Source organism: Pseudomonas brassicacearum, assembly GCF_000585995.1.
Lineage (GTDB): Bacteria > Pseudomonadota > Gammaproteobacteria > Pseudomonadales > Pseudomonadaceae > Aquipseudomonas > Aquipseudomonas brassicacearum_A.
In genome coordinates, this window is record NZ_CP007410.1 from 1,996,549 (window position 1) to 2,019,833 (window position 23,285).

The 23,285-nt window shown below is 59.5% G+C and carries 25 protein-coding genes; 10 read left to right on the top strand and 15 right to left on the bottom strand.

Annotation, left to right across the window (positions count from 1 at the left end; all coding sequences use genetic code 11):
* Positions 1 to 105: 105 nt before the first annotated feature.
* From CD58_RS08720 to CD58_RS08745, 6 genes are all read right to left on the bottom strand, one after another.
* On the bottom strand, positions 106 to 3,726 hold the full coding sequence (locus tag CD58_RS08720; protein ID WP_025212636.1) for a transporter substrate-binding domain-containing protein: 3,621 nt from the start codon (positions 3,724 to 3,726) through the stop codon (positions 106 to 108).
* Positions 3,727 to 3,737: 11 nt separating this feature from the next.
* Positions 3,738 to 4,364, bottom strand: a complete 627-nt coding sequence (locus CD58_RS08725) for a response regulator transcription factor (protein WP_025212637.1) — start codon at positions 4,362 to 4,364, stop codon at positions 3,738 to 3,740.
* Positions 4,365 to 4,808: 444 nt separating this feature from the next.
* Positions 4,809 to 6,137 carry a deoxyguanosinetriphosphate triphosphohydrolase gene (locus CD58_RS08730; protein ID WP_025212638.1) on the bottom strand — a complete coding sequence of 443 codons (1,329 nt, stop codon included), beginning with the start codon at positions 6,135 to 6,137 and terminating at the stop codon, positions 4,809 to 4,811.
* A 213-nt stretch (positions 6,138 to 6,350) separates the two neighbouring features.
* Positions 6,351 to 6,686, bottom strand: coding sequence for a hypothetical protein (locus tag CD58_RS08735; protein ID WP_025212639.1), 336 nt, complete (start codon positions 6,684 to 6,686; stop codon positions 6,351 to 6,353).
* Entirely contained in the window at positions 6,683 to 7,072 is a 390-nt protein-coding gene (locus CD58_RS08740) for a phage holin family protein (RefSeq protein ID WP_025212640.1), read from the bottom strand. Before CD58_RS08740 ends, CD58_RS08735 begins: the two co-directional genes overlap by 4 nt.
* Before the next feature lie 2 nt (positions 7,073 to 7,074).
* Entirely contained in the window at positions 7,075 to 7,389 is a 315-nt protein-coding gene (locus CD58_RS08745) for a DUF883 family protein (RefSeq protein ID WP_025212641.1), read from the bottom strand.
* Positions 7,390 to 7,729: 340 nt separating this feature from the next.
* Between CD58_RS08745 and CD58_RS08750 the strand changes: the two genes are divergently transcribed.
* Positions 7,730 to 8,938 carry an ammonium transporter gene (locus CD58_RS08750; RefSeq protein WP_025212642.1) on the top strand — a complete coding sequence of 403 codons (1,209 nt, stop codon included), beginning with the start codon at positions 7,730 to 7,732 and terminating at the stop codon, positions 8,936 to 8,938.
* Between the two features lie 8 nt (positions 8,939 to 8,946).
* On the opposite strand, the gene CD58_RS08755 is transcribed toward CD58_RS08750, so the two are convergent.
* Positions 8,947 to 10,659, bottom strand: coding sequence for a cation:proton antiporter (locus tag CD58_RS08755; protein WP_025212643.1), 1,713 nt, complete (start codon positions 10,657 to 10,659; stop codon positions 8,947 to 8,949).
* 189 nt (positions 10,660 to 10,848) lie between these two features.
* Between CD58_RS08755 and CD58_RS08760 the strand changes: the two genes are divergently transcribed.
* The 3 genes from CD58_RS08760 (at position 10,849) to CD58_RS08770 (ending at position 12,462) form a co-directional block, all read left to right on the top strand.
* Positions 10,849 to 11,088, top strand: a complete 240-nt coding sequence (locus CD58_RS08760; protein ID WP_025212644.1) for a glutaredoxin family protein — start codon at positions 10,849 to 10,851, stop codon at positions 11,086 to 11,088.
* Between the two features lie 91 nt (positions 11,089 to 11,179).
* On the top strand, positions 11,180 to 11,500 hold the full coding sequence (locus CD58_RS08765) for a transcriptional regulator (RefSeq protein WP_025212645.1): 321 nt from the start codon (positions 11,180 to 11,182) through the stop codon (positions 11,498 to 11,500).
* A gap of 71 nt (positions 11,501 to 11,571) precedes the next feature.
* On the top strand, positions 11,572 to 12,462 hold the full coding sequence (locus tag CD58_RS08770) for a pseudouridine synthase (protein WP_025212646.1): 891 nt from the start codon (positions 11,572 to 11,574) through the stop codon (positions 12,460 to 12,462).
* Positions 12,463 to 12,540: 78 nt separating this feature from the next.
* Here CD58_RS08770 and CD58_RS08775 read toward each other — a convergent pair whose 3' ends face one another.
* Both CD58_RS08775 and mobA read right to left on the bottom strand, forming a co-directional pair.
* Positions 12,541 to 12,762: a YgdI/YgdR family lipoprotein gene (locus CD58_RS08775; RefSeq protein WP_025212647.1), complete on the bottom strand. Its 222-nt coding sequence runs from the start codon at positions 12,760 to 12,762 to the stop codon at positions 12,541 to 12,543.
* A 75-nt stretch (positions 12,763 to 12,837) separates the two neighbouring features.
* Positions 12,838 to 13,440 carry a molybdenum cofactor guanylyltransferase MobA gene (gene mobA, locus CD58_RS08780; RefSeq protein WP_025212648.1) on the bottom strand — a complete coding sequence of 201 codons (603 nt, stop codon included), beginning with the start codon at positions 13,438 to 13,440 and terminating at the stop codon, positions 12,838 to 12,840.
* 78 nt (positions 13,441 to 13,518) lie between these two features.
* Between mobA and moaB the strand changes: the two genes are divergently transcribed.
* Together moaB and glp are read left to right on the top strand one after the other, a co-directional pair.
* Positions 13,519 to 14,058 carry a molybdenum cofactor biosynthesis protein B gene (moaB, locus tag CD58_RS08785; RefSeq protein WP_025212649.1) on the top strand — a complete coding sequence of 180 codons (540 nt, stop codon included), beginning with the start codon at positions 13,519 to 13,521 and terminating at the stop codon, positions 14,056 to 14,058.
* 22 nt (positions 14,059 to 14,080) lie between these two features.
* Positions 14,081 to 15,268, top strand: a complete 1,188-nt coding sequence (glp, locus tag CD58_RS08790) for a gephyrin-like molybdotransferase Glp (protein WP_162178163.1) — start codon at positions 14,081 to 14,083, stop codon at positions 15,266 to 15,268.
* Between the two features lie 60 nt (positions 15,269 to 15,328).
* On the opposite strand, the gene CD58_RS31390 is transcribed toward glp, so the two are convergent.
* Positions 15,329 to 15,616, bottom strand: a complete 288-nt coding sequence (locus tag CD58_RS31390) for a hypothetical protein (protein WP_419178833.1) — start codon at positions 15,614 to 15,616, stop codon at positions 15,329 to 15,331.
* A 367-nt stretch (positions 15,617 to 15,983) separates the two neighbouring features.
* Between CD58_RS31390 and yegS the strand changes: the two genes are divergently transcribed.
* Positions 15,984 to 16,901 (top strand): lipid kinase YegS, encoded by a 918-nt coding sequence (yegS, locus tag CD58_RS08800; RefSeq protein ID WP_025212652.1) that lies wholly within the window; start codon positions 15,984 to 15,986, stop codon positions 16,899 to 16,901.
* Here the strand turns inward: yegS and CD58_RS08805 are convergent.
* From CD58_RS08805 to CD58_RS08815, 3 genes are all read right to left on the bottom strand, one after another.
* A complete protein-coding gene (locus tag CD58_RS08805) occupies positions 16,885 to 17,544 on the bottom strand; it encodes a response regulator (RefSeq protein WP_025212653.1) in 660 nt (219 codons plus the stop codon). The genes yegS and CD58_RS08805 overlap by 17 nt on opposite strands.
* Entirely contained in the window at positions 17,541 to 18,434 is an 894-nt protein-coding gene (locus tag CD58_RS08810; protein ID WP_025212654.1) for a sensor histidine kinase, read from the bottom strand. Before CD58_RS08810 ends, CD58_RS08805 begins: the two co-directional genes overlap by 4 nt.
* A 233-nt stretch (positions 18,435 to 18,667) precedes the next feature.
* Entirely contained in the window at positions 18,668 to 19,138 is a 471-nt protein-coding gene (locus CD58_RS08815; RefSeq protein WP_025212655.1) for a hypothetical protein, read from the bottom strand.
* Positions 19,139 to 19,620: 482 nt separating this feature from the next.
* Here CD58_RS08815 and CD58_RS08820 point away from each other — a divergent pair, with 482 nt between their 5' ends.
* Together CD58_RS08820 and CD58_RS08825 are read left to right on the top strand one after the other, a co-directional pair.
* On the top strand, positions 19,621 to 20,544 hold the full coding sequence (locus CD58_RS08820) for a chemotaxis protein CheV (protein ID WP_025212656.1): 924 nt from the start codon (positions 19,621 to 19,623) through the stop codon (positions 20,542 to 20,544).
* 71 nt (positions 20,545 to 20,615) lie between these two features.
* Positions 20,616 to 21,425, top strand: a complete 810-nt coding sequence (locus CD58_RS08825) for an MOSC domain-containing protein (protein ID WP_025212657.1) — start codon at positions 20,616 to 20,618, stop codon at positions 21,423 to 21,425.
* Positions 21,426 to 21,491: 66 nt separating this feature from the next.
* Here the strand turns inward: CD58_RS08825 and CD58_RS08830 are convergent, their stop codons facing one another.
* Both CD58_RS08830 and CD58_RS08835 read right to left on the bottom strand, forming a co-directional pair.
* Positions 21,492 to 21,776, bottom strand: a complete 285-nt coding sequence (locus CD58_RS08830) for a pyrimidine/purine nucleoside phosphorylase (RefSeq protein ID WP_025212658.1) — start codon at positions 21,774 to 21,776, stop codon at positions 21,492 to 21,494.
* 92 nt (positions 21,777 to 21,868) lie between these two features.
* Positions 21,869 to 22,411, bottom strand: a complete 543-nt coding sequence (locus CD58_RS08835; RefSeq protein ID WP_025212659.1) for an exonuclease domain-containing protein — start codon at positions 22,409 to 22,411, stop codon at positions 21,869 to 21,871.
* Between the two features lie 241 nt (positions 22,412 to 22,652).
* On the opposite strand from CD58_RS08835, the gene CD58_RS08840 reads away from it, so the two are divergent.
* On the top strand, positions 22,653 to 23,276 hold the full coding sequence (locus tag CD58_RS08840; protein ID WP_025212660.1) for a TetR/AcrR family transcriptional regulator: 624 nt from the start codon (positions 22,653 to 22,655) through the stop codon (positions 23,274 to 23,276).
* Positions 23,277 to 23,285 lie beyond the last annotated feature (9 nt).

Below are 23,285 nucleotides of genomic sequence, written 5' to 3' on the forward strand. Positions count from 1 at the left end.
AGTGATAGAGGGCGTTCTCAATCAGTTTCTCCGGTGCGGTGGGGCAACTGATTGAGAACGCCCCCTGACACGCACGGCTGAGCGAACAGCATAGTAAATGCCGGATTATTTTGCCTTGGCGATCTCTGTTTCCAGGGCCTGCTCCAGTTCCGTCATGGCGTGGTCGAGGGCTTCGGCGCATTCGATCAATCGTTCAGGCGCCCGTGCTTGATGACACGCCTGCTCCAGGGCCTCGCACCGCTGGATCAACGAGGTCGCCTGCACAATCCGGGCGACGCCTTTTATTTTGTGCGCCGCTTCGATCAGTGCCTGGCGGTTGCCGCCACGGGCGACCTCGAGCAATTCCTGGCGGTCCGAGCGATTGCTGTTGAACAATTCGGCCAACAGGCGTCGGGTGGATGAAGGGTCACCGCCGGTCAATGCCTGCAGGCTCAGCATATTGAACACCCGTGGCCGGCTGGCGGGTTTGACCGCCGTCATCCATTGGCTCAAGGCGCTCAGGCTGATCGGCTTGAACAGGCAGTCGTCCATGCCGGCGTCCTGACAGCGTTGCTTTTCCTCCGGTTGTGCATTGGCGGTAAACCCCAGGATGGTGCAGGGCGGCAATTGTTGTTCGGCCTCTTGCCGCCGTATCGACCGCGCCAGTTCGTAGCCGCTCATGATGGGCATGTTGCAATCGGCGATGACCAGGTCGAAATGCCCCGCGTGCCAGGCCTTGAGCCCCTGTGCGCCATCGTGGGCGACCTGATAGTGATGACCGAGGTATTCCAACTGCTGCGACATCAACAAGCGATTGGCGGGATGATCGTCCACCACCAGAACGTTCAACGCCGTCGTGGTCGTTTCGATCACCGGATCGGGAAGTACGCCAGCCGTTGTCGTGGGCAGGACGGTCAGTTGCAGGCCAACCTGGACCTGCGTGCCGGTGCCCGGCTGGCTGCTCATGTGCAGGCTACCACCCATCATCTGGCACAGGTTGCGACTGATCACCAGGCCCAGCCCGGCACCTTTGCGGGCCATCCGGCCGGTATTGTCGACCTGGGCAAAAGGTTCGAACAACCGTTGCAGGTCCTCCGGGCTGATGCCGATGCCGCTGTCACTGACCTCCAGGTGCATGTGCACGACGTTGTCCTGGGCGGTCCGAGACAGATGGACCTTGACCTGCACCTGACCCTGTTCGGTAAATTTGAGGGCATTGCTGATCAGGTTCGACAGCACCTGCTTGAATCGCAATGGGTCCATCAACACGTCCGGGTTGCCTTCGCCAGGCTCAAACTGTAGCGACAACGCCAGGTTTTTCTGCCGGGCCACGCCTTCGAAGACGCGAATGACCGACTGCAGCATGGCCCTGAGATTGACCCGCTCGGGCGCCAGGCTCAGATGACCTGATTCGATCCGGGCGATGTCCAGGATATCGCCGATCAGCTCCAGCATGCCGGCGGCTGATTCGTACGCGACTTCGATTGTCGAGCGGTCAAAATGGCCCTTGTCGGCATGTTTCAAGGCCAGTTCAAGCATGCCGATCACCGCGTTCATGGGTGTGCGGATTTCATGGCTCATGGTCGCCAGGAACGTGCTTTTGGCCCGGTTGGCATCGTCTGCCCGCTCCTTGGCGGCTCGCAGTTCCTCGAAGAGCTGGCGCCGCTCGCTGATGTCGATCCACCCGCCGATGATGCCTTGCACTTGAGCGGCGGAATTGCGATAGGGCAGGATCCAGTGATAGATCGTCAGCTTTCTATCCCCGATGTGCAGCGGCCGATCCACGATCAGGGCGGTGCCTTCGGCCATGACGCGCTGGTAGTCCGCCTGGTACTCCTGTGCTTCGAAAGCATTGCTCATGGCCCCGGGCATGACGTTCTTGCCGATGACGTCTTCGCGTTTGGCCCCGAACGTTTCCAGGTAGCTGTCGTTGCAGCTTTGCAGGAAACCATTGCGATCTCTCACGTAAATGGGGTGAGGGGTGCCGTTGAGCAGCGAATGCATGAATTCGAGCTGGTCATTGAGGGCCAATTCTGCCCGTTGTCGCTGCCTGATCTGGCGCTGCATGTAGGCATTCCAGGCCAGCGAAAGCAGCAGCAACAGGCCGACGCCTGCGACGATCTGGAAGAACAGGCGGTTGTAAGTGCGCCAGGTGTGTTCCGAGGCTGAGACGTAGCCGCGCCAGCGGTTGTTGATCACGCCCAGTTCGTCGGGGTCGATGCTGGTCAAGGCCTTGTCGAGAATGGCATTCAACTCTGTGGCATTTTTCGCGGTGGCCAGGGAGAACATGGCCTGCTGAGTGCCAACCGTGCTGCTGATTTGCAAGGTGTCGCGCAGTGAGTGGGACGAGATGAAGTAGTTAGCCATGACCAGGGAATGCACGCTGCCATCGACCTGGCCCTGGGCGAGCATTTCAACGGCCTGCCGGGGATCGATGGTTTCGATGATTTTGATGCTCGGATACTCGTTGCGCAGCCATTCGATGACCGGATTGCCTTTGACGATCGCCAGGCTTCGGGTCCCGAATTGGTCGAGTGTCGCGGGGGTATCGGAGGGCTTGCGGGTCAGCAGGACGAACGAGCTGTCGACATAAGGGCGGCTGAATTTCAACTGTTGTTGCCGTTCGCTGCTCGGCAACAGTGCGGCAATCATGTCGGCCTCGCCATTCAGCACGGCAGCAATCATTTCGTTGTCGTTTTGATGCCGCTGAATGTCCAGGCGCAGGCCGGTGTGCAGGCGGATCAGTTCCAGCAGGTCGGCGCTGATCCCGCGAAAGTCGCCGTCCGAATCAAAGAACGTGAAGGGCGCCGACGTCTCGTTCACGGCCACCCGAATCACCGGATGCCGGGTCAGCCAGCGTTCTTCCCGGTCGGTCAGTTGTATCTTGTGCTCCGTGAGAAACAGATCGCTGCCTGCACTCCATCGCTTGAAGATGGCCGCTTGCTCGGCGATGGAAATCTGGTTCAGCGTGGCATTGATGACCTCCAGCAAGCGGGTATCGTTACGCCGCACCGCGAAACCGAACCCGTGGGACTCATGTTTGCCGAAGCTGGCCATGCGGATATTGCTCAAGTACCCCTTGCTGATCATGTAATGGGTGGAAATGGTATCGCCGAGAAATACATCGGCCTGGCCGAAGGCGACGGCGTTTATGGCGTTCTGATAGGAGGGGTAGGTGGTGATGAGGGCCTTGGGATAGAGTTTTTCGATTTCATGCAGCGGCAGGTAGTGATAGACCATGCTCAGCCGCAGCCCCTTGAGGTCTTCGCTCAAGGATCGGCTTTCATTCATCCGGGTCACAAGGACGGGTTGGTCCACTGCATACGGCGTCGACAGGGCAATGTCGGGGCTACGGGCTTCGAAACCGTTGGCGGTCCCCAGCATGTCGATGTGTCCATTCCTGAGTGCAGCAATGGCTGCCTCGCGGGAGTCGAATCGCAGGACCCTCATGGGCAGACCGGTCGCTTTCGCGATGACGCCGGCGTAGTCGGCGGTCATGCCCTCATAGTCGCGCCCGCTGGTGGAGAGATCGAAGGGCGGATAGTCCGGCGCAGAGGTTCCCAGGACCAACTCCCGCCGCTCCTGGAGCCAGGCGCGATGGGCGTCATCCAGCCTGGCCTCGCTATGGGCCGGGGTCGAACGCCCCAGAAGCGTATAGGCCTCGGGCATGCCCGAGGCCGCTGCGAGGGTTCCTGCATATAACCCTGCGCCTATCAACAAGAGACAGTTCTTTATGCACTCGAGCATCCTGTTTCTTCTCATACCAGCGCGTTGCGCTTGGCCATTTCAATCAGCTCTACCAAGGATTTGACTTTTAGTTTTTGCATTAGGCGTTTTTTATAGGTGCTCACAGTTTTATTACTTAGGAACATACCCTTGGCGATTTCCTTGTTGGTGCGGCCCTGGGCAAAAAGTTGCAATACCATCAACTCTCGGTCATTGACGTTCTTGAAAAGATCCAGCTCTATACTGCGCGGGTCATCCTGGCGTACCGGGTTCAGAGCTTGGCTGGGAAAGTAGTTGTAGCCGGACAACACGGCTTTGATGGCACTGACGAGTTCACTGAGGTCTTCTTGTTTACAAACGTAACCGGAGGCGCCGGACTGCATGCATCGGATACCGAAAAGTGTTGGCGATTGTGCCGTGAGCACCAGCGTTTTCAGCGGCGTGGTCATGGCATTGAAGCGCGACAGGATTTCTAGCCCGTCAAGTTTGGGAATGCTGATGTCCAGGATGACCAGGTCAGGCATGCATTCGCGCACCATTTGCATCGCGTCGACGCCGTTGTCAGTTTCCCCTACGACCTTATAGCCCTCATGCTCCAGGAGCATGCGAACGGCGAGGCGGATGACCGGATGATCGTCGACAATGAAAACGGAGTTCATGAGTAAAGTATCCTACGCGCTTAAATAAAGCGCGCACCTTAGCCCAGTTAAAGCCGGGGTCGTACGAGGAGCGAGGCATGCATCCTCAGTTTCAGACGTTTCCTACAAAAAAAGAGGCAAGGTACTACGGTGTAATTAGGTTTTTAGTAGGTTGGTGAAAGAAGAGGGGGGCTTATTGGCCGTTTGTGAAGGGATATTTCCTTCAGGATGTTATTTATGTAAACAAGTGGCCAGCAGTGTTGTTCGATAGTTGCAGTTGGTTACACGTTACTTCTGAAGTGCAGGCATTGCTCAATTCGTCGTCCATTCCAAATCCCCTGTGGGAGCGAGCTTGCTCGCGATGGCATCCGATCAGCAGCATTGAGGTCGACTGACCTGCCGCTATCGCGAGCAAGCTCGCTCCCACCGGTTCTATGCCCGGGTACAGGATCCGTAAGTCGCCTCTCACTGGCGGGTGCGGCCGGTCATCTCCTGGGCCATTTCGCTGGCGTAGCTGTCGGTCATCCCGGCGATGAAGTCGATCATTCGCAGGAAAGCGCTATGCAGCGGGCCGTTGGGATCGGGGGCGTTGTTGCCCAGCAGGTCGAGAATGCGCCGATTCTTGAACGAGGGCGTACGGCCACCGTGCTGTTCCAGGGCCGCTCCGCAAAATCCGTTGAGCAGGATTTCCAGCGTGGTGTAGGCGCCGATTTCGTGGAGGGTCTTGCGCTTGTCCTGGAATATTTTCTTGCGGGCCATGTCCTTGGCATTCAGCACGCAGCGCTTGGCTGGACCGTGCATATGCTCCACCAGGTCGCCTGGCAGTGTGCCGGCCAGCAACGCCTCTTGCTGTTCGACAAATGCCCTGGCGGCGGCGTTGGTCAGGTGCTCGATGGCCTTGCCCCGCAAGATCGCCAGTTTACGCCGACGGGAATCCAGCGGCCCAAGTTGACGGTAAGTGTCTGGAAGATCGTCGCCCACCAGGTCCAGGAGCAGCGACTCCACCTGTGGATATTCCAGCAGGTCCATCTCCACGCCGTCTTCCAGGTCGATCAACGCGTAACAGATGTCATCGGCGGCTTCCATCAGGTACACCAATGGATGCCGTGCCCAGCGCTGGTCTTCGATCTGCGGCAGGCCGAGCTTGTGGGCGATCTGCTCGAGCAGGGGCAGTTCGCTCTGGTAGCAACCGAACTTGTGTTTCTTGTAGCCCAGGGAGTCGGCGTGGCGGGCGGTCCAGGGGTATTTCAAATAGGTGCCGAGGGTGGCGTAGGTCAGCCGGGTTCCGCCGTCGAACTGGTGGTATTCAAGCTGTGTGAGAACCCGGAACCCTTGGGCGTTGCCTTCGAAATTCAGAAAGTCGTTGCGCTCGGCTTCGCTCATGGCGTCAAGCCAACCGCGGCCTGCGGCTTGCTGGAACCAGTAGCGAATAGCGTCTTCGCCAGAATGACCGAAGGGTGGGTTACCGATGTCATGGGCCAGGCAGGCCGATTGCACCACCATGCCCAGGTCGCTCGGCTCGCACCAGTCCGGCAGGGCGCCGCGGATGGTTTCCCCCACGCGCATACCCAGGGAGCGTCCGACGCAACTGACTTCCAGCGAATGGGTCAGGCGCGTGTGGATGTGGTCGTTGCTGGAGACCGGATGAACCTGCGTCTTACGCCCGAGACGGCGGAAGGCGCCGGAAAAGATGATGCGGTCGTGGTCTTTATGAAAGGGGCTACGGCCCAGTTCTTCTGGGCTGTGCAACGTTTTTCCGAGGCGTTCGCGAGTCAGCAGGGTATGCCAATCCAAGGCCGGTTACTCCGTTTGATAAGGTCGATGCCCTAGCTTCCCGGTTCATGAGGCGGCCTGCAAGGGCTATGGGTTCGTGCGAAGAGGAGGATGGTCAAGCACAAAACCCTGTGGCGAGGGAGCTTGCTCCCGTTGGACTGCGCAGCAGGCCCATTTTTGAGAGTGCTTCGCACTCAAGCGGGAGCAAGCTCCCTCGCCACAGTGTGTGGGGCCTTAGGGTTTACGCACGTCCTTGGCCAGTTTGATCAACGGCAGCAGCGTTGTTGCCAGCCGGATCAGGCCGGCCAGGCCACCGGCGCGACCGCTGCGACTGCGTTTGCCCGTAATGAAGCCGAGCAAGGACACCGCCGCCACGCCCCACAACGGCGCATGCTTGATGCCGAAACCTTCGTGCCAGCTCTGTGTCAAGCCGCGCACTCGCTGCAAAGGCTGCAGCAACTGGCGGGTTTCCTGGCGGATTTCCTGGCGGTGCATTTCCATACGCAAGCGCACCAGCGCCTTGCGCATTTCCTGGCGTGTCCGGGCTTGGGGAATATCAGGCAGGCTCATGGCAGCAGGCGCTCCCGATCATTGGCCAACTCTTCGAGGGTGGCGTGGAAGGGCGAGGACTCATCGTAGATCGCTGCCTTGAGTCGAAGACCGCAGAACAGCGCCGCCAGTAGATAAAACAGACACAGGCCGATGATTCCCGCCAGACGATAGGTATCCCATACCAGGATCAGCACCAGCGCCGAAAGCCCGACTAACAGAAGCAAGCCGAACACCAGCGCAAGCCCGGCAAACAGCAGGAGGCTGACGGTACGGGCCTTTTGTTCCTGCAATTCAATGCCGAACAGTTCGACGTGACTGTGCAGCAGTCCAAGGAATGCCGCACCCAGGCGGCGCGCCGTAGGTTGTGTGCCCGCTTCGGACGAGCCAGGTTGTTCGATACCCATGATCAGCGCCGTGTTGCCAGTAGACCAATCAAAAAGCCCACGCCTGCGGCAATGCCGACGGATTGCCAAGGGTTGGCCTGTACGTATTCCTCGGTGGCGGCAACCGCAGCTTGGCCACGTTCGCGTACCGAGTCTTCGGTCAATTTGAGGGTTTCGCGAGCGCGCAGCAGGCTTTCGTGAATCTGGCCGCGCAATTCATCCGCCTGATCACCCGCCAGCGTCGCGGTGTGATCCAGCAACCGCTCGGTGTCGCTGACCAGTGTCTGAAAATCTTCCATCAGGATTTCTTGAGCAGTCTTTGCCTGGGTTCTGGCCATCGGTGAATCTCCGTAAGTGACGTCTGAAGCGTTCGAGTATGAGCCTTGTCGGAAGGTTCAGTGAAAGTGACTGGTACAACTTTTGCTCAGGCTTTTGCCATGTACTGGTGCGACACCCTGCACCAGCGCGCTGAAGCTGGGCACAACCCCGCGAAACCTTAACCCAAATAATCAAAACCCGCGAAGCGCCTCAAAGCGGGACGTCGTGTTGTCAGTTTTTTCGCACCAAAGCGGTTCACAAGCTTTCGACAGGCATGTGTGTAGGTTCAACTTGGTGCGTAGACAGGGCGAGCGAACCGGTTTGGTGCTTTTTTCAACTTTTTCAGGTCTGCCCAACACCATGGAAAATATGCAAAGCGCTGTGGAGAATCTCGTCCACAGCTCCAACACGCTATTCATCTTGCTCGGCGCGGTCATGGTTCTGGCGATGCATGCCGGTTTTGCGTTCCTTGAAGTGGGAACCGTCCGGCAAAAGAACCAGGTCAACGCATTGTCCAAAATCCTCAGCGACTTCGCTGTCTCGACCTTGGCCTATTTTTTCATAGGTTACTGGATTTCCTACGGCGTGACCTTTCTGCAACCGGCAGCGGTGCTCAGCGCCGATCATGGCTACAGCCTGGTGAAGTTTTTCTTCCTGCTGACATTTGCCGCCGCGATCCCGGCCATTATCTCCGGCGGGATCGCCGAACGTGCCCGGTTTGCGCCGCAGTTATGCGCCACGGTACTGATCGTGGCGTTTGTCTATCCGTTCTTCGAAGGTTTGATCTGGAACGGCAATTTCGGCCTGCAAGCCTGGTTGCAAGCGCAGTTCGGTGCCAGCTTCCACGACTTTGCCGGTTCCGTGGTGGTGCATGCCATGGGCGGCTGGCTGGCATTGGCCGCCGTGCTTTTGCTCGGTCCGCGTAACGGCCGCTACCGGGACGGTCGCCTGGTGGCGTTCGCGCCATCGAGCATTCCGTTCCTGGCCCTGGGGTCGTGGATCCTGATTGTCGGCTGGTTCGGTTTCAACGTGATGAGTGCCCAGACCCTGCCTGGGGTGAGTGGGCTGGTAGCGGTCAATTCATTAATGGCCATGGTGGGCGGCACCGTGGCGGCACTGATTGTCGGGCGCAACGACCCGGGCTTTCTGCACAACGGCCCATTGGCCGGCTTGGTGGCGGTCTGCGCCGGTTCCGACCTGATGCACCCGGTAGGCGCGCTGGCGACCGGCGTCATTGCCGGTGCCTTGTTTGTCTGGTGTTTCACCGCTGCCCAGGGCAAATGGAAAATCGACGATGTGCTCGGCGTCTGGCCGTTGCATGGGCTGTGTGGTGTCTGGGGCGGCATCGCTTGCGGCATCTTCGGCCAGGGCGCCTTGGGTGGCCTGGGAGGAGTCAGTTTGATCAGCCAATTGATCGGCACGGCACTGGGTGTTTTCATCGCCCTGGCCGGTGGGTTCCTGGTCTATGGGGTGATCAAGTTCGTGCTGGGGCTACGCCTGACCCAGGAAGAGGAGTACTACGGCGCCGACCTGTCGATTCACAAGATCGGCGCGGTCAGCCAGGACTGACCATTGCGCTACGGCTCCTTGTCCTGATTGCCCGGGTAAAAGCCGTGCAGCAAACGATAGCGGTCATGGCGGACCTGATCCACATGCTGTCGGACCTGCTGCTCGGGCAGGCCAAGCATGATCAGGGCGTGGGAAGCCAGCATGAGACTCGACTCCAGCAGCTCCGGGACCACTTCGCTGGCCCCGGCAGCCTGCAACTCGGCCAGTTGACTGTCATCGCGGGTACGCACCAGGATCGGCACCTTCGGGTTGAGTCTCCGGGCCTCCTTGAGCACCGTGATGGCAATGTCCGTCTTGTCCACTGCAATCACCAGTAACCTGGCGCGGCTCAGTCCGACGGCGGCCAGCAGGTCCCCCCGTCGTGAATCCCCATAATGCACGCAGTTTTCCCCAACGATGGCCTCCTGGATAATGACCGGGTCATCATCCAGGGCAACGAACGCCTGGTTTTCGCGGCGCAGGAATCGCCCGATGGACTGGCCAACGCGCCCATACCCGCAAATGACCACATGACCCGATAGGCCGGCGTTGAGCGCACTGATCTGGTCCAGTTGCGCCGCTTCGTTGGGTTTGCGGTACAGGCGGGCGGCGATGCGTGGCGCGGCGCGCAGCAACAGCGGGGTCAGTAGCATCGAGCAGAACGTCGCAGCCAGCAGCAGGCCACTGAGGTCGGCGGGCATGAGGCGGTTCTGCTGCATCAAGGCCATCAGGGCGAAACAGAATTCGCCACCCTGGGCCAGGGCCAGGCCGCTGCGCCAGGCGGTCTCACCGTCACTGCCGCGCCATTTCACCAGCACGGCGACCACGCAGCCCTTGATGAGCATCAAGCCCAGCGTCAACCCAAGGATTAGCACGCCGTCATCCACAAACAGCTGCAGATCGATCAACATGCCGATGCTGACAAAAAACAGCCCCAGCAGGATGTCGCGAAACGGGCGGATATCGGCTTCGATCTGATGCCGGTAGTGGCTTTCCCCCAGCAGCATGCCCGCCAGAAACGCCCCCAGGGCCGGTGACAGGCCGAGCAGATGTGTCAGCCAGGCCGTCAGCAACACGATCACCAGCGCCAGTAGCACAAAGAGTTCTGCGGACTTTGACGCGGCCACTTCATGGAACAGCCGGGGAAGCAACAGACGACTGGCCAACAGCAAGCCGCCGAACAGCACCAGCGTCTTGCCCAGGGTCAGGGGCAGTGCCCAGTACCACGGGTGCTCGCTGCTGCCGGCGAACACCGGCACCAGGGTCAACAACAGCACCGCGACGACATCCTGGAACAGCAGCACACCGATAGCGTTCTGGCCGTGGCTGCTGAAAATCTCCCCCAGGCTGGTCAATTCCTTGCTGACAATGGCCGTGGATGACAAGGCCAGTCCCGCACCAAGCAACAACGCCGCGATCACGGGGGCGCCAGAGAGAGCCAGCAAGGCGGCCAGGATCGCGCCCGAACACAGCACCTGCAGGCTGCCGAGGCCGAACACGAGCCGGCGCAGTTCGAGCATCTTCGACAAAGAAAACTCCAGCCCCAACGAAAACAACAGGAAAACCACGCCGAGCTCGGCCAGGTCTGGCAGTTCTTCGCTGTCGTTCACCCAGTCCAGCGCCGTCGGCCCGACCGCCAACCCGACACAGAGATACCCCAGCACCGGAGGCAAGCGCAGTCGGCGGAACAGGGCGATGACCACCAGGGACGAGGCAAGGATGATCAGCAGGTTGGCAAACAAGGTGTACTCCAATTCAAGGCTACAACGCACAGCGTAGAGGGGAAAATGCGACAAGCGTCGCTGGAAAAGCATTGGCGGTCAGTGATTTGCATCAGCGTTTTACCGAAACACCCTGAAGCGAGGCAGCAACTCGACGGTTTCGCGGGGCGAGCCTAGAATGACCGTCTATCTTTTTTGGGTCTACTTGCCATGCTTCCTGAATGCCAGTTGTTCGGCACCCTGGGTTGCCATCTCTGCGAAGTCGCCGAGGCAATGCTGATGCCTTTCGTTGTTGAGGAGCGCTTGCTGGTGGAGCTGGTGGATATTTCAGAAAGCGAAGCCTGGATGGACGATTATGCGTTGCGTATTCCTGTGCTGCGCAGGCTGGATACCGGTGCCGAGCTGGAATGGCCCTTCGAGACCGAACAGATAGTGGCATTCCTGATTTGAGTGCTTCGTCCGTCGGTTCCCGATACGGCTGTTGGCGATAGAAGGATGTTTCGGTTACTGTATGCCTATACAGCTATCTGGAGTGCATCCCTTGGTCAATGTCGAACAACTGAAAAACAGCGTGAACCGGATGTCCGTGGAGGTTGTGCGCGAGGCGGTCCAGGAGTTACGCCTGGACGGGCTGGTGACCGAAGGCAAGACGCCCTTCAACAAACTGCACTTCAACACCTGCTTCGCTGAGATCGAAGCGTTGTTCCAGCGTGCCGGTTACCACAAACAGCTGGATGTGGTGGGTTACCAGGGGCTGTTGTACGCGTTGTACGATCCGGGTCGCTGGGAGGCGGTGGAGGTGCTGCGCTGGTTGAAAGAGTTCACCGAGGCGGCGGCAAAGCCAACGTCGATCCCGGCGTGAAGCAATCAGTGTTGGGTTAGCGGGCGAGACTGTCGGATAATGCCGCCCTGCAAAAAGGCTAAGAGTTTTTAATGTCCGGTTCTTCGTTTTCCGCCGCGCACCATCAGGCCAGCACGCTGTATCTGCCCCCCGGCGCCTGGCAGACAGTGTTGGAGTGTCTGTGCGAGCATTTCAGCGCCATCAGTCGCGAACAGTGGCTGGACCGAATTGCCCGGGGCCGGGTTCTGGACGGGGAGGGCAAGGCGATCCATGTCGACTTGCCGTACCGTGAAGGCCTGCGTATCCACTATTTTCGTGAAGTGCCCGACGAAAAGCCGATCCCGGTGGTGGAGTCGATCCTGTACGCCGACGAGCACTTGGTGGTGGCGGACAAACCGCATTTTCTACCGGTCACCCCGGCGGGCGAATATGTCGAGCAAACCTTGTTGCGACGGCTGATCCGGCGATTGGACAATCCCCATCTGGTGCCCCTGCACCGTATCGATCGACACACGGCCGGGCTGGTGTTGTTTTCAGCCAATCCGCAGACCCGTTCGGCTTATCAATCACTGTTTCCCACGCGTCGGATCGAGAAACGCTACCAGGCCATTGCCCGCGCGTTGCCTGAGCTGGTCTTTCCTCGGGTGCATAAAAGCCGAATGATTGATGGCGAGCCGTTCTTCCGAATGCAGGAAGGACCGGGTGAACCCAATACCGAAACGGCCATTGAGGTGCTGGAAAGAAACGGCGAGCTGTGGCGCTATGGTCTGTATCCGGTCACGGGCAAGAAGCATCAGTTGCGGGTTCACATGAGCGCCCTTGGTGCGGGTATATGTAACGATCCGTTTTACCCCGAGGTCATCCGGGACCCGGAAGACGATTACGCCAATCCGCTCAAGCTGCTGGCCCAAGGGTTGCGTTTCATCGATCCTGTCACTGGCCAGGAACGTGTTTTTGAAAGCGACATCGCGCTGCAGTGGTAATCAACCTGGCTTTCGGACAGGCATAAAAAAGCCCGCATAGAGCGCGGGCTTTTCTGTATCTGACTGTGGTGTTGAAGATTACAGGTCCTTAACGGTACGAACCTGATCCTTGTTCACGCGAGTTTGTTTGCCGTCCAGTTGCTCGAATTCGTAGAAGCCGCTGTCTTCGTCGTACTTGGGCGTGTCGACGGCCTGGATTTCGCGACCGTCATTCAAGGTGATCACTGTTGGCGATGCGCAACCGGCGAGAGTGGCAAGGCCCAGTGCGAGCATGAAAGTGGCGAGGGTCCGTTGAGTCATGGTGTTTCTCCGAAATGGATTCTTCAAGTTACTAACCTTCAGACGTATACATCGCATGCAAGTTCCTGGCTAGTGTCAATCTGACACGCCTTTGTATTGGGCCAGTAGTTCCGGTGTATTGAGATTTGCCAGCCGAGGATCGTTGGCAGAGCATTGCAAGGCTACGGCGTGGAGATTGCGCATGATGCGGCCGGGGCTGCGTTCGCCTGCGTTCCAGGCCTGCTCGAAGGCCCCGGCCAGGGCGCGAGGAATAACGCACAGCAGCGGCTCCCAATGTTCGCCATGACGCACCATCAGTGGCACATCGGGATGTCGGCTTGCCGTTTCGCGCATGTTGTCGAGCAGGTTTGAGTCGATCTGTGGAACGTCGCAGGGCAGCACCAGCAGATACGGATGCCTGGCCACCTTGAGGCCCGCGCGGATACCCGCCAGCGGACCGGGGAAGTCACCTTCTTCGTCATGCACGAGTTGATCGGCATACAGTCCATAACGTTCCGGGTTGCGGTTGCAAGAGATAATCAGGTCGTCGCTCAACGCCCGGGTCTGGCGATGGAGATGGGCAATCAGCGGCTCGCCTTGCCACTCCAGCAAACCCTTGTCTTGCCCGCCCATGCGTTGTCCGCGTCCGCCCGCCAGGAGCAGAATGGAGCATGATGGCAGCGGCGTGTTTGTGGTCATGGCGTGTCTCCGCACAGGCGAAAAAATGAAGCGCTGTGATATAACACCGGGCTGTTTCCTCTACAACTGGACGAGCCTATGAAAGCCAAGGCTGATGTACCTTTCGTACCGCTCAATATCGCGGTGCTGACGGTGAGTGATACCCGTACCCTGGAGACCGACACGTCCGGGCAGGTTTTTGTCGACCGGCTCACGGCGGCCGGCCACAACCTGGCGGAGCGGGTCCTGCTCAAAGATGATTTGTACAAGATTCGGGCGCAAGTCGCGACCTGGATTGCCGAGGATGTGGTGCAAGTGGTGTTGATCACGGGCGGCACCGGCTTTACGGGTCGCGACAGCACTCCGGAAGCTGTTGCGTGCTTGCTGGACAAGCAGGTTGACGGTTTCGGTGAGCTGTTCCGGCAGATCTCCGTGGCGGACATCGGCACTTCCACGGTTCAGTCCCGGGCGCTGGCGGGATTGGCCAATGGCACGCTGGTGTGCTGCCTGCCGGGCTCCACCAATGCGGTACGCACCGGGTGGGACGGGATCCTTGCCGAGCAACTGGATGCGCGGCATCGCCCGTGTAACTTCGTACCCCATCTGAAACAGGCAGCGGCTTGTGAATCCCGTGGGTAAACCGGGCAAGGCCGGCAGCTTGATGGCTGTCGAAGTCGCCTTGGAGCGACTGCTCGAGATGGCGGCGACCACCCCGATTGTCCAGCGCGAGCGTTTGCCTTTGGCCGCCGCACAAGGGCGGGTGCTCGCCGAGGATCTGGTATCGACCCTTGATTTGCCTCCATGGCCCAACAGTGCCATGGACGGCTATGCCTTGCGGCTGGCTGACTGGAACGCAGAGCCGCTGGTGGTCAGCCAGCGGATTTTCGCCGGGCAGGCCCCGGAGCCGCTGGCGGTTGGAACCTGTGCACGGATCTTCACGGGGGCGCCAGTCCCTGCGGGCGCCGATTGCGTCGAGATGCAGGAAAACGCCGTGATTGAAAGCGACCAGCGGGTGCGGTTTACCGAGCCTCTGGTCCGTGGGCAGAACATTCGCCCTCAAGGGCAGGAAACAACCGTTGGGGAGCAGGTGCTCTCTGCCGGTACTCGCCTGGGCCCGATCGAACTGGGGCTGGCGGCATCCTTGGGCTGTGCATCGCTGGAAGTGGTGCGCAAGGTGCGCGTTGCCGTCCTGTCTACGGGTGACGAACTGGTCGAGCCCGGCCAGGCGCTGGGCCCGGGTCAAATCTATAACAGTAACCGCGTGTTGCTCTGTGGCTGGTTGCAGCGCCTGGGTTGTGACGTCGTTGACGCGGGCATCCTGCCTGACGATTTGCCGGCCACTCGTAAACGCCTGGCACAGCTGTCGGATGTCGACCTGATCCTGTCCACTGGCGGCGTATCGGTGGGGGAGGCGGACTTTTTGGGTATCGCATTGCGCGAGGAGGGAGAGTTGACGCTTTGGAAGCTCGCCATCAAGCCTGGGAAGCCGCTGACGTTCGGGCATTTTCGTGGCGTGCCAGTGATTGGCCTGCCTGGAAATCCCGCCTCGACACTGGTGACGTTCGCGCTGCTGGCACGGCCTTACCTGCTACGACGCCAGGGCGTCCAGTCCGTAACACCGCTCAAGTTCACGGTGCCGGCCGGGTTCGTCTGGCCGAAGGCCGGCAGTCGACGAGAATACCTGCGAGGCCGCATGGAGAACGGTCACGCGATTATCTACCGAAACCAAAGCTCCGGTGTTCTGCGCAGCGCAGCCTGGGCTGAAGGCCTGGTCGAAGTGCTCGAAGGGCAGACGCTGGTCGAGGGTGACTCGGTAGGCTTTATCCCCTTGAGCGAAGTCCTGGGCTAGTGCTACTGCGGTAACGAGCTGCGGCCCGAGTCGAATACTCGGGCCTTCTGTCCGTTGCCTTTATCGCGTGAGTAGCATCACCAACTGATCGAAACGACTGTTCGCAATCCATCCCAGCAGACCGACGACCACCGCTGCCGCGCCGGCCGAATAAGCCAGCCTGTGGCGGATCACCTTTACGTCGGTGCGGATTTCATCCATGTCTTTGCGGATGTATTTGAGGTGGGTTTCCAGTTCAACGACGCGCGGTTCCAAATCAATTCCTCCAGTGGGATTACTGCAACTTTTGCATTCGTTTCGAGTATCGCCCCGCCCACTCCCAAAGGACGGGAGCTGCGGGGTCGAGATCTTGTATTCATGGCTACGCATGGGACGCTTTGTCCCTTTGGCCATAACGGTACGAACCAATGATCTGGCCCCAGCGGGCCGTGATGTATCCATTCATGAGTTAGCACATCCTTGTGTAAATGAGCGTTTTAAAGGTCCAGCACAACAGAATGCCAAGGTGTCTCAATACGGCTAGAGGGTCAATTGACCTGATTCGCCAAGTCTTGTAAGAAAATTCTTCGAATGGGTACGTATCGATCAGGTGGGTTGCTCCGCCGTTTTTCCTGGGCGTCGGATATCGTTTTTTTTTATTAAATTGAGACGAGCCGGGCTTTTTCGGTCGAATGAGCGGTCCCATTCCCAGAACCTTCCATTGACGGAGACAACGATGAGCAAAGGCAAGGCGCTGATGATTTTGCATGGCAAGCAAGCGCTCAACGACGAGGTTCGCGCCGCAGTGATGCTCAAGCGCAAGCAGGGCTGGGACCTGGCAGTGCGGTTGACCTGGGAGGCCGGTGATGCCCGGCGATGCGTCGATGAGGCGTTGGACGCTGGCTACACGCGACTGATCGCTGGTGGCGGTGATGGGACCTTGCGGGATATCGCCGAGGCGATTGCCCACAAGTCGAGCGAGGCCAGTCTGGTGTTGCTGCCGCTGGGCACTGCCAATGATTTTGCCCGGGCGGCCGGCGTCCCGCTGGAACCGGCCCAGGCACTGGACTTGCTGGACGTTGCGCCCCAGGCCGTTGATGTGGGCGAAGTCGGCGGCCAGATTTTCCTGAACATGGCGACAGGCGGTTTTGGCAGCCAGGTGACGGCGAACACCTCCGAGGACCTGAAGAAAGTCCTGGGAGGTGCCGCTTATCTGTTCACGGGCCTATCGCGCTTCAGTGAACTGAGTGCGGCCTATGGCGAGTTGCAGGGCCCCGGCTTCCAATGGCAGGGCGATTTGCTGGCACTGGGCATCGGCAATGGCCGGCAGGCCGGGGGCGGTCACGTGCTGTGCCCGGAGGCGCTGGCCGATGACGGATTGCTGGATATCAGCATCCTGCCAGCGCCTCAGGAAGTGGTCAGCACGTTGAAAGACTTGCTGGCCGGTGGCCTGGGCATCGACAACATGTTTGTGCGCGCCCGCTTGCCATGGGTGGAAATCAAGGTCGCCCAAGGCCTGGATATCAACCTTGATGGCGAACCGTTGCAGGTCGACAGTCTGCGGTTCACTGTGCGTCCAAAGGCGCTGCGTCTGCACCTGCCGTCCGATTCACCTCTGTTGGGTGCCTCGGCGAGGCTCAATCGTCCAGGCTGATGATCTGTTCGCGCACCGCGAACAGCACCAGCCCGGCCACGTCATGAATTTGTAGGCGCTTCATGATTTGTGCCCGGTGGGTTTCCACGGTCTTGATGCTCAGGCTCAGGCCGTTGGCAATTTCCCGGGTGGACTTGCCGCGCACGATCAGTCGCAGTATCTCCAGCTGGCGCGCGGTCAGGTTGTGGGTCTGGGCAGGGTCGGGCTGATGTTTCTGGACGCGGGTCAGCGCCTGGTTGATCACGGTGTGGGCGATGGCCGGGCTCAGGTAGCGTTCGTCATTGCGCAACGCTTCCAGGGCATGCTCCAGCTCGGTGGGGGTCGTGTCCTTGAGCAGATAGCCATGGGCTCCAGATTCCAGGGCCTGCATGATCAACGCCGGATCGGTGTGCATCGACAGGATCAGCACCTTGCTTTGAGGGCGCGCCTGCTTGAGCTGTCGCAAGGCGTCCAGGCCACTGGTATTTTTCATGGAGATGTCCAGTAGCACGATATCGGGAACCAGTCGTTCTACCAGCTCCAGCAATTGCGTGCCGTCATTGGCTTCGCCGATGACCGCATAGCCGGGAAGGTCCATGACCAGGGCGCGCACGCCAGCCCTGATCAGCGAGTGGTCGTCTACCAGGAGCAAATTACAAATCAATGGAGAACCTTATTCTTACTGGCTCGTTCCAGGGCTCGGGGCGCCCAGGGAAAGCGTGCTTCGATGTGTGTGCCGTTGCCGGCCTCGCTGATCACCTTGAGGGTGCCGCCCAGTTGCTCGGCCCGCTCTGCCATTCCGGCCATGCCGCGTTGGCCTTCGCGAGCGGGGTGGCTGGCGGGGATGAATCCCTGGCCATCGTCGCTGATCAGCAGCGTCAGTCCTTCGGGTAAGCGTTGCAGGCGCACCAGCAGATTCTTCGCTTGGGCATGGCGCAAGATATTGGTGACCGCCTCCTGGGTGATTCGGAAGGCGGCGACCGTCATTTCCTCCGGAATACCTGTCATGCGCTGCTGGCAATCGAGGCTCCATTTCACCGGGGTGTTGGCCAGGGTCTTGAGCAGGTGAGCACGCAGGCTGGCTTCAAGTCCCAGGCTGGTCAACTGTCTCGGGTTGAGGATCGCCGACACATCGCGGACCTTGTTCAGGGTTTCGTCCAGGGTCTCGCAGAGGATCGCGCATTGGCCCTGCAATGCTTCCGGCATCCGGCGCTTGAGCCATTCGCTTTGCAGTTTCGCGGCAGTCAGCAACTGGCCGATGTCGTCGTGCAATTCGCGGCTGAGTCGATGGCGCTCGTTTTCCTGGACCTCAAGTAACCGGTCGGCCAATTCCTGGGGCTGGAACTTGATGGATTTGCGCGACAATCGATGGTGGATCCAGACACAGGTCATGGCCGCGACATTAAGCGCCAGCAGGCTCAATGGTACCGTATGGGCAAACAGGTAAGTCAGCAGGCAGCCGAGGGCCGAGCAGATACACAATAATAATGTGAAGCGGCGGGCGTTTTCTCGGGAGGGAGGCCAGGTGATGAATGACTTGAGGCTGGCGTACATAACGGATGGAGCCAATGAATGTTCGCTGCGGGCAAGCCGGTCAGCGCATCTGACAGGCCGGGTCGGGTAAACGTTTTAGGTCGAAGGCATCTTCAGTTGACGGCTTTTGCGCCGCTGCCTGAAACGACTGACGCGGGAGATAGTACCACTTCACAAATCGTTGGTCGCGCTCGGCATGGAGGCGAAAAAATCGCCATGACCAGGCACATCACCCTGAACCGACATCATAGCGATCAGGCATGTTTCTGGGAGTAGGGCACCAGACCCATCGGGCGCGACGCTGGCACTGTCTCACAGGGATCCTGGCCAACCTGGACCGCAAATGCTTCGATCAGCGAAGTCTGTTCGCTGCTGTCCAGGCCGAGTTGGCCGGTGGTGTGATCGACCAGTTCCAGTTGCCAGGCCATCAGGGTGAAACAATCCTTCAGCGCGCCCAAGGCCTGATCATGCAACTCCGCGTGGTTTTGCGCATGGCTGAGCAAGCCATGGATATGCAGCGAAAACTCCGAAACGGCTTCCAGCGCCAGGGCATCGGCCTTGTTTGCAAGCTTCAACAAGGTGCTGAGCATGCAATCGATGGCGTCCTTGTCGTTGTTGATCAGTTGCAAATGGCTCAGGCATTCCTCCGACTTGGCCAGAAGCGTTTCGGCCTCGGTCAGAAATTCAGGAAGGCGCTGACTCCAGTTCTTACGATCGTTCGGCATGCTTATCTCCACAACATCATGTCAGGCGAAAGAAAATCGCGTGTGGCGAACGGCTGGACTGCACCGCCAACAACGAACGAAGACACGTCAGCATGTCGTTGCCGTTCGGCAATGACAAAATCGCCAACGATTGCATTGACGGGATCGGCCGAAAGGCTGGAGGTCCGAAGTCCTGCGGTCGCGCACAAAGGCCTGACTCCATTCAGCAATGAGAATGGCGTCACATTAATGGCTATTGGATAGCAGGAATATCAGGTTGGACCTGATTGTTTCTAGGGGAATCCCTTACGCAAGGGAACCTTGTACGCAAACCGAGGTCGCGCAGCGGGGAAAAATGGCAAATGAAACCGTGAGGCCAGTAAAGCATGATGTTAATGTGACATCAATGCCCCTCGGTCATCTTTCATGTAGGGGTCAAGATCCGGCTCACGCAGCCGATAGCCCTTTATAAGATTTCATCCGAACAAGCCCAGGAGTCATCGATGGCCGGCATTCTCGATTCAGTAGATCAGCGAACCCAACTGGTGGGTGAGAATCGCCTGGAAATTCTCATGTTTCGCCTGGCGGGGCGACAGTTGTTCGCCATTAACGTATTCAAGGTCCAGGAAGTGCTGCAACTGCCTAAGCTGACGTTGATGCCGCAGCGCCACCCGTTCGTGTGCGGCGTGGTCAATCTGCGGGGCCAGACGCTTCCGGTGATCGATCTGTCCCAGGCCATCGGCATGCGTCCGTTGGTGCCGGGGGCCAATAGCACCATCATCGTCACTGAATACAACCGTTCGGTTCAGGCATTTTTGGTGGGCGGCGTAGACCGCATCGTCAACATGAACTGGGAAGCCATCCTGCCGCCCCCGACCAGTGCCGGCCGTGAACATTACCTGACCGCCATCAGCAAGGTGGACGATCAGTTGGTGGAAATCATCGACGTGGAAAAAGTCCTGGCCGAAATCGTGCCGTACAACGCCAAGGTCTCCCGGGACAAACTTGAAGACCCGGTGCTGGAGCGTGCCCGCGGACGTGAAGTGCTCTTGGTGGATGACTCCAACGTCGCGCTTTCCCAGCTGCGCGACACCCTGGGTCAGTTGGGGGTGAAGATGCACATCGCCAGTGACGGTCTGAAAGCCCTGAACATGCTCAAGGCCTGGGCCGATACCGGCGAGGTGATGACCGACAAATTGCTGATGATCTTCACCGACGCGGAAATGCCCGAAATGGACGGCTACCGCCTGACCACCGAGATCCGCAACGACCCGCGTCTGCGTGGGCTCTACGTGGTCCTGCACACCTCGCTGTCCGGCAGTTTCAACGATTCGATGGTCAAGAAGGTCGGCTGCGACAATTTTCTCTCCAAGTTCCAGCCGGACAAACTGGTTGATGTGGTGCGCCAGCGGTTGATGCTCGACTGAATCCGGTGGTGGTTTGCTTCAATGGTCGGCTCGTATAAGGTGGCATTTTTTCGCCTCCAGGGAAGTTGACCATGTTGCGGCTGAGTGCGCTGTATCGGTATCCGTTGAAGTCCGGCAAGGGCCAGCCCCTGCAAGGGATTGGCCTGGATAAACTCGGGTTGGACGGTGACCGGCGCTGGATGCTGGTGGATGAGGGGACGGGCCGTTTCCTGACCCAACGCGCCGTGGCGAAGATGAGCCAACTCTCGGCCCTGTGGAATGAGGCGGGTGGCCTGACGCTCAGCGCACCAGGCCACGGCACTGTCGACGTGTCGCTGCCGGCAGACCTGCAAGAGCAGCGGCGCGGGGTGATCATCTGGCGCGACACCTTGCGTGTGCCGGATGCCGGTGACGAGGCGGCTGCCTGGGTCAGCGAATTCATCGGCCATCCTACCCGGCTGGTGCATGTACCGGTGGAACTGGCGCGTACCACCGCAGCCGGTTATGGCAAGGATGACGACAAGGTCGCCTTCGCTGACGGCTTCCCGTTGCTGCTGATCGGCCAGGCGTCATTGGTGGACCTGTCGAATCGAGTCGGTCGTGCGCTGGAGATGCTGCGCTTTCGGCCCAACCTGGTGATCGAGGGCAGCGAGGCGTTTGCCGAGGATGGCTGGAAGCGTATCCGCATTGGCGAGGTAGAGTTTCGAGTGGTCAAGCCATGCTCGCGCTGCATCATGACCACGGTCGATCCACAAACCGGCGAGCGCGATCCGAACCGCGAGCCCTTCGCGACGTTGCAGCAGTATCGTTCGACACCGGACGGTGCGATGTTCGGCCAGAACCTGGTCAACGACGGAAACGGTCGGCTTGAAGTCGGCATGCCGGTTGAAGTGCTCGAATAAACACCGCGTTCGAAATGAAAAATGCCCGTGTCGTTGGACACGGGCATTTTTATTGGCGATGCAGACTCAGCCGCGGTATTCGCACAGGTAAGCTGTGTCGACGGTCACCTTGAGCTGGAACTTGCTGTTGGCCGGTACATTGAACTGGCTGCCGGCCGCGAAGGTTTCCCAGTCGCTGCTGTCGGGCAGTTTCACGGTCAGGGCGCCGGAGACGACGTGCATGATTTCCCGCTGGGCTGTGCCGAATTCGTATTCGCCCGGTGCCATGACGCCGATAGTCGCAGGGCCGTCGGCAGTGCCAAAGGCGATCGACTTGACGGTGCCGTCGAAGTACTCGTTGACTTTAAACATGGGCGATTCCTCGAAAAGGGCTGAAAAAGGCCGGCCAGTATGCACAAGGCTTCAACACACGTCATCTGCCGCACCGGGTTGTGGCCCGCGGCTCAACCTGGCAGCACCAGGGGCAGTAGCCGCGCCGTATTGCGCGCATCCTCCAGGGCGCGGTGCTGTTGACCGCAGAATTGCAGGCCGGCCAGTTGCAGCGCGCCATTGAGCCCCAGCGGTCGTTCCAGGCGACGGGCCTTGGCGAAACGCTGCTTGAGGTTCATGTGCGGTAGTTGGGCGAGGACACTGTGCAACTGCTGACGCTGCCACTCCTGGAGCAGTTGCTTGCGGTCGTAATCACCCCAGCTGACCCAGCTTTCCAGGTTCGAGTGATACGGCGCCAGCCAGCGTTCGAACGCTGGCCAGACGTCGGTCAACGGCGCGGCGCTGTCGATGTTGGCTTGGGTGATGTGGGTCAGTTCGCGACAGAAAGGCGTGAGCAGCGGTCGTCTCAGGGGGCGTACGAAACGCTGGAAATGATCCACCTCACGGCCGGCACGGTTCACCAGCGTGGCGCCGATTTCGATAATTTCCATTTCGGTTACCGGCCAACCCCCTTCATCGGTGGTGGCCTCCAGATCAATCACCAGCCAGTGAGGCATTGCAGGGTTCCCGGTATCGGCGTGCTGATGGGTTTGAGCGTAGTCAAAGCCGGCGCATCCGCCTAGTGCCTGTTTCGACCTGCAACAAAACCTGGCGGTGGAGTGCAGAGCCGCGCCAATGTTGCCCGGTCTTAGTCCCGAGCGCTTGCTAGGTTGCGCCGGCCAGCTTAAATTGCCCACGCCACTTCCGCGGTTTGGTGCCGTGGCCGCACGTTGATTGATCGACTGTAGGAGAGAGCGGGTGGACGAGCAAAAAGCCCTGAGCGTGATGCGCGAGCTGGTCGACCACGGGCAACTGACCGACCCGGACAGCGCGCGCGGCAAACTCCTCCAGACCGCCGCTCACCTGTTTCGCAACAAAGGCTTCGAACGCACCACGGTGCGTGACCTGGCGAGCGCCGTGGGCATTCAGTCGGGCAGCCTCTTTCACCACTTCAAAAGCAAGGACGACATCCTGCGGGCAGTGATGGAAGAAACCATCCGCTACAACACCGCATTGATGCGTGCAGCCCTGGCCGAGGCGGGCAGCGTGCGTGAGCGCGTGCTGGCATTGATCCGCTGCGAATTGCAGTCGATCATGGGCGGCAGCGGCGAGGCGATGGCAGTGTTGGTCTATGAATGGCGCTCGTTATCCCAGGAAGGGCAAAGGCAAGTGCTGGCCTTACGTGATATTTATGAAGACTTGTGGCTCGAGGTCTTGGGCCAGGCCAAGGATGCCGGGTATATTCGCGGTGACGTGTTCATTACTCGGCGTTTCCTCACCGGCGCGTTGTCCTGGACCACGACCTGGTTTCGCGCCGAAGGCAGCCTGAGCCTCGATGAGCTGGCCGAGCAGGCCCTGATTCTGGTGCTTGAAGAAAAATAATAATCAAAC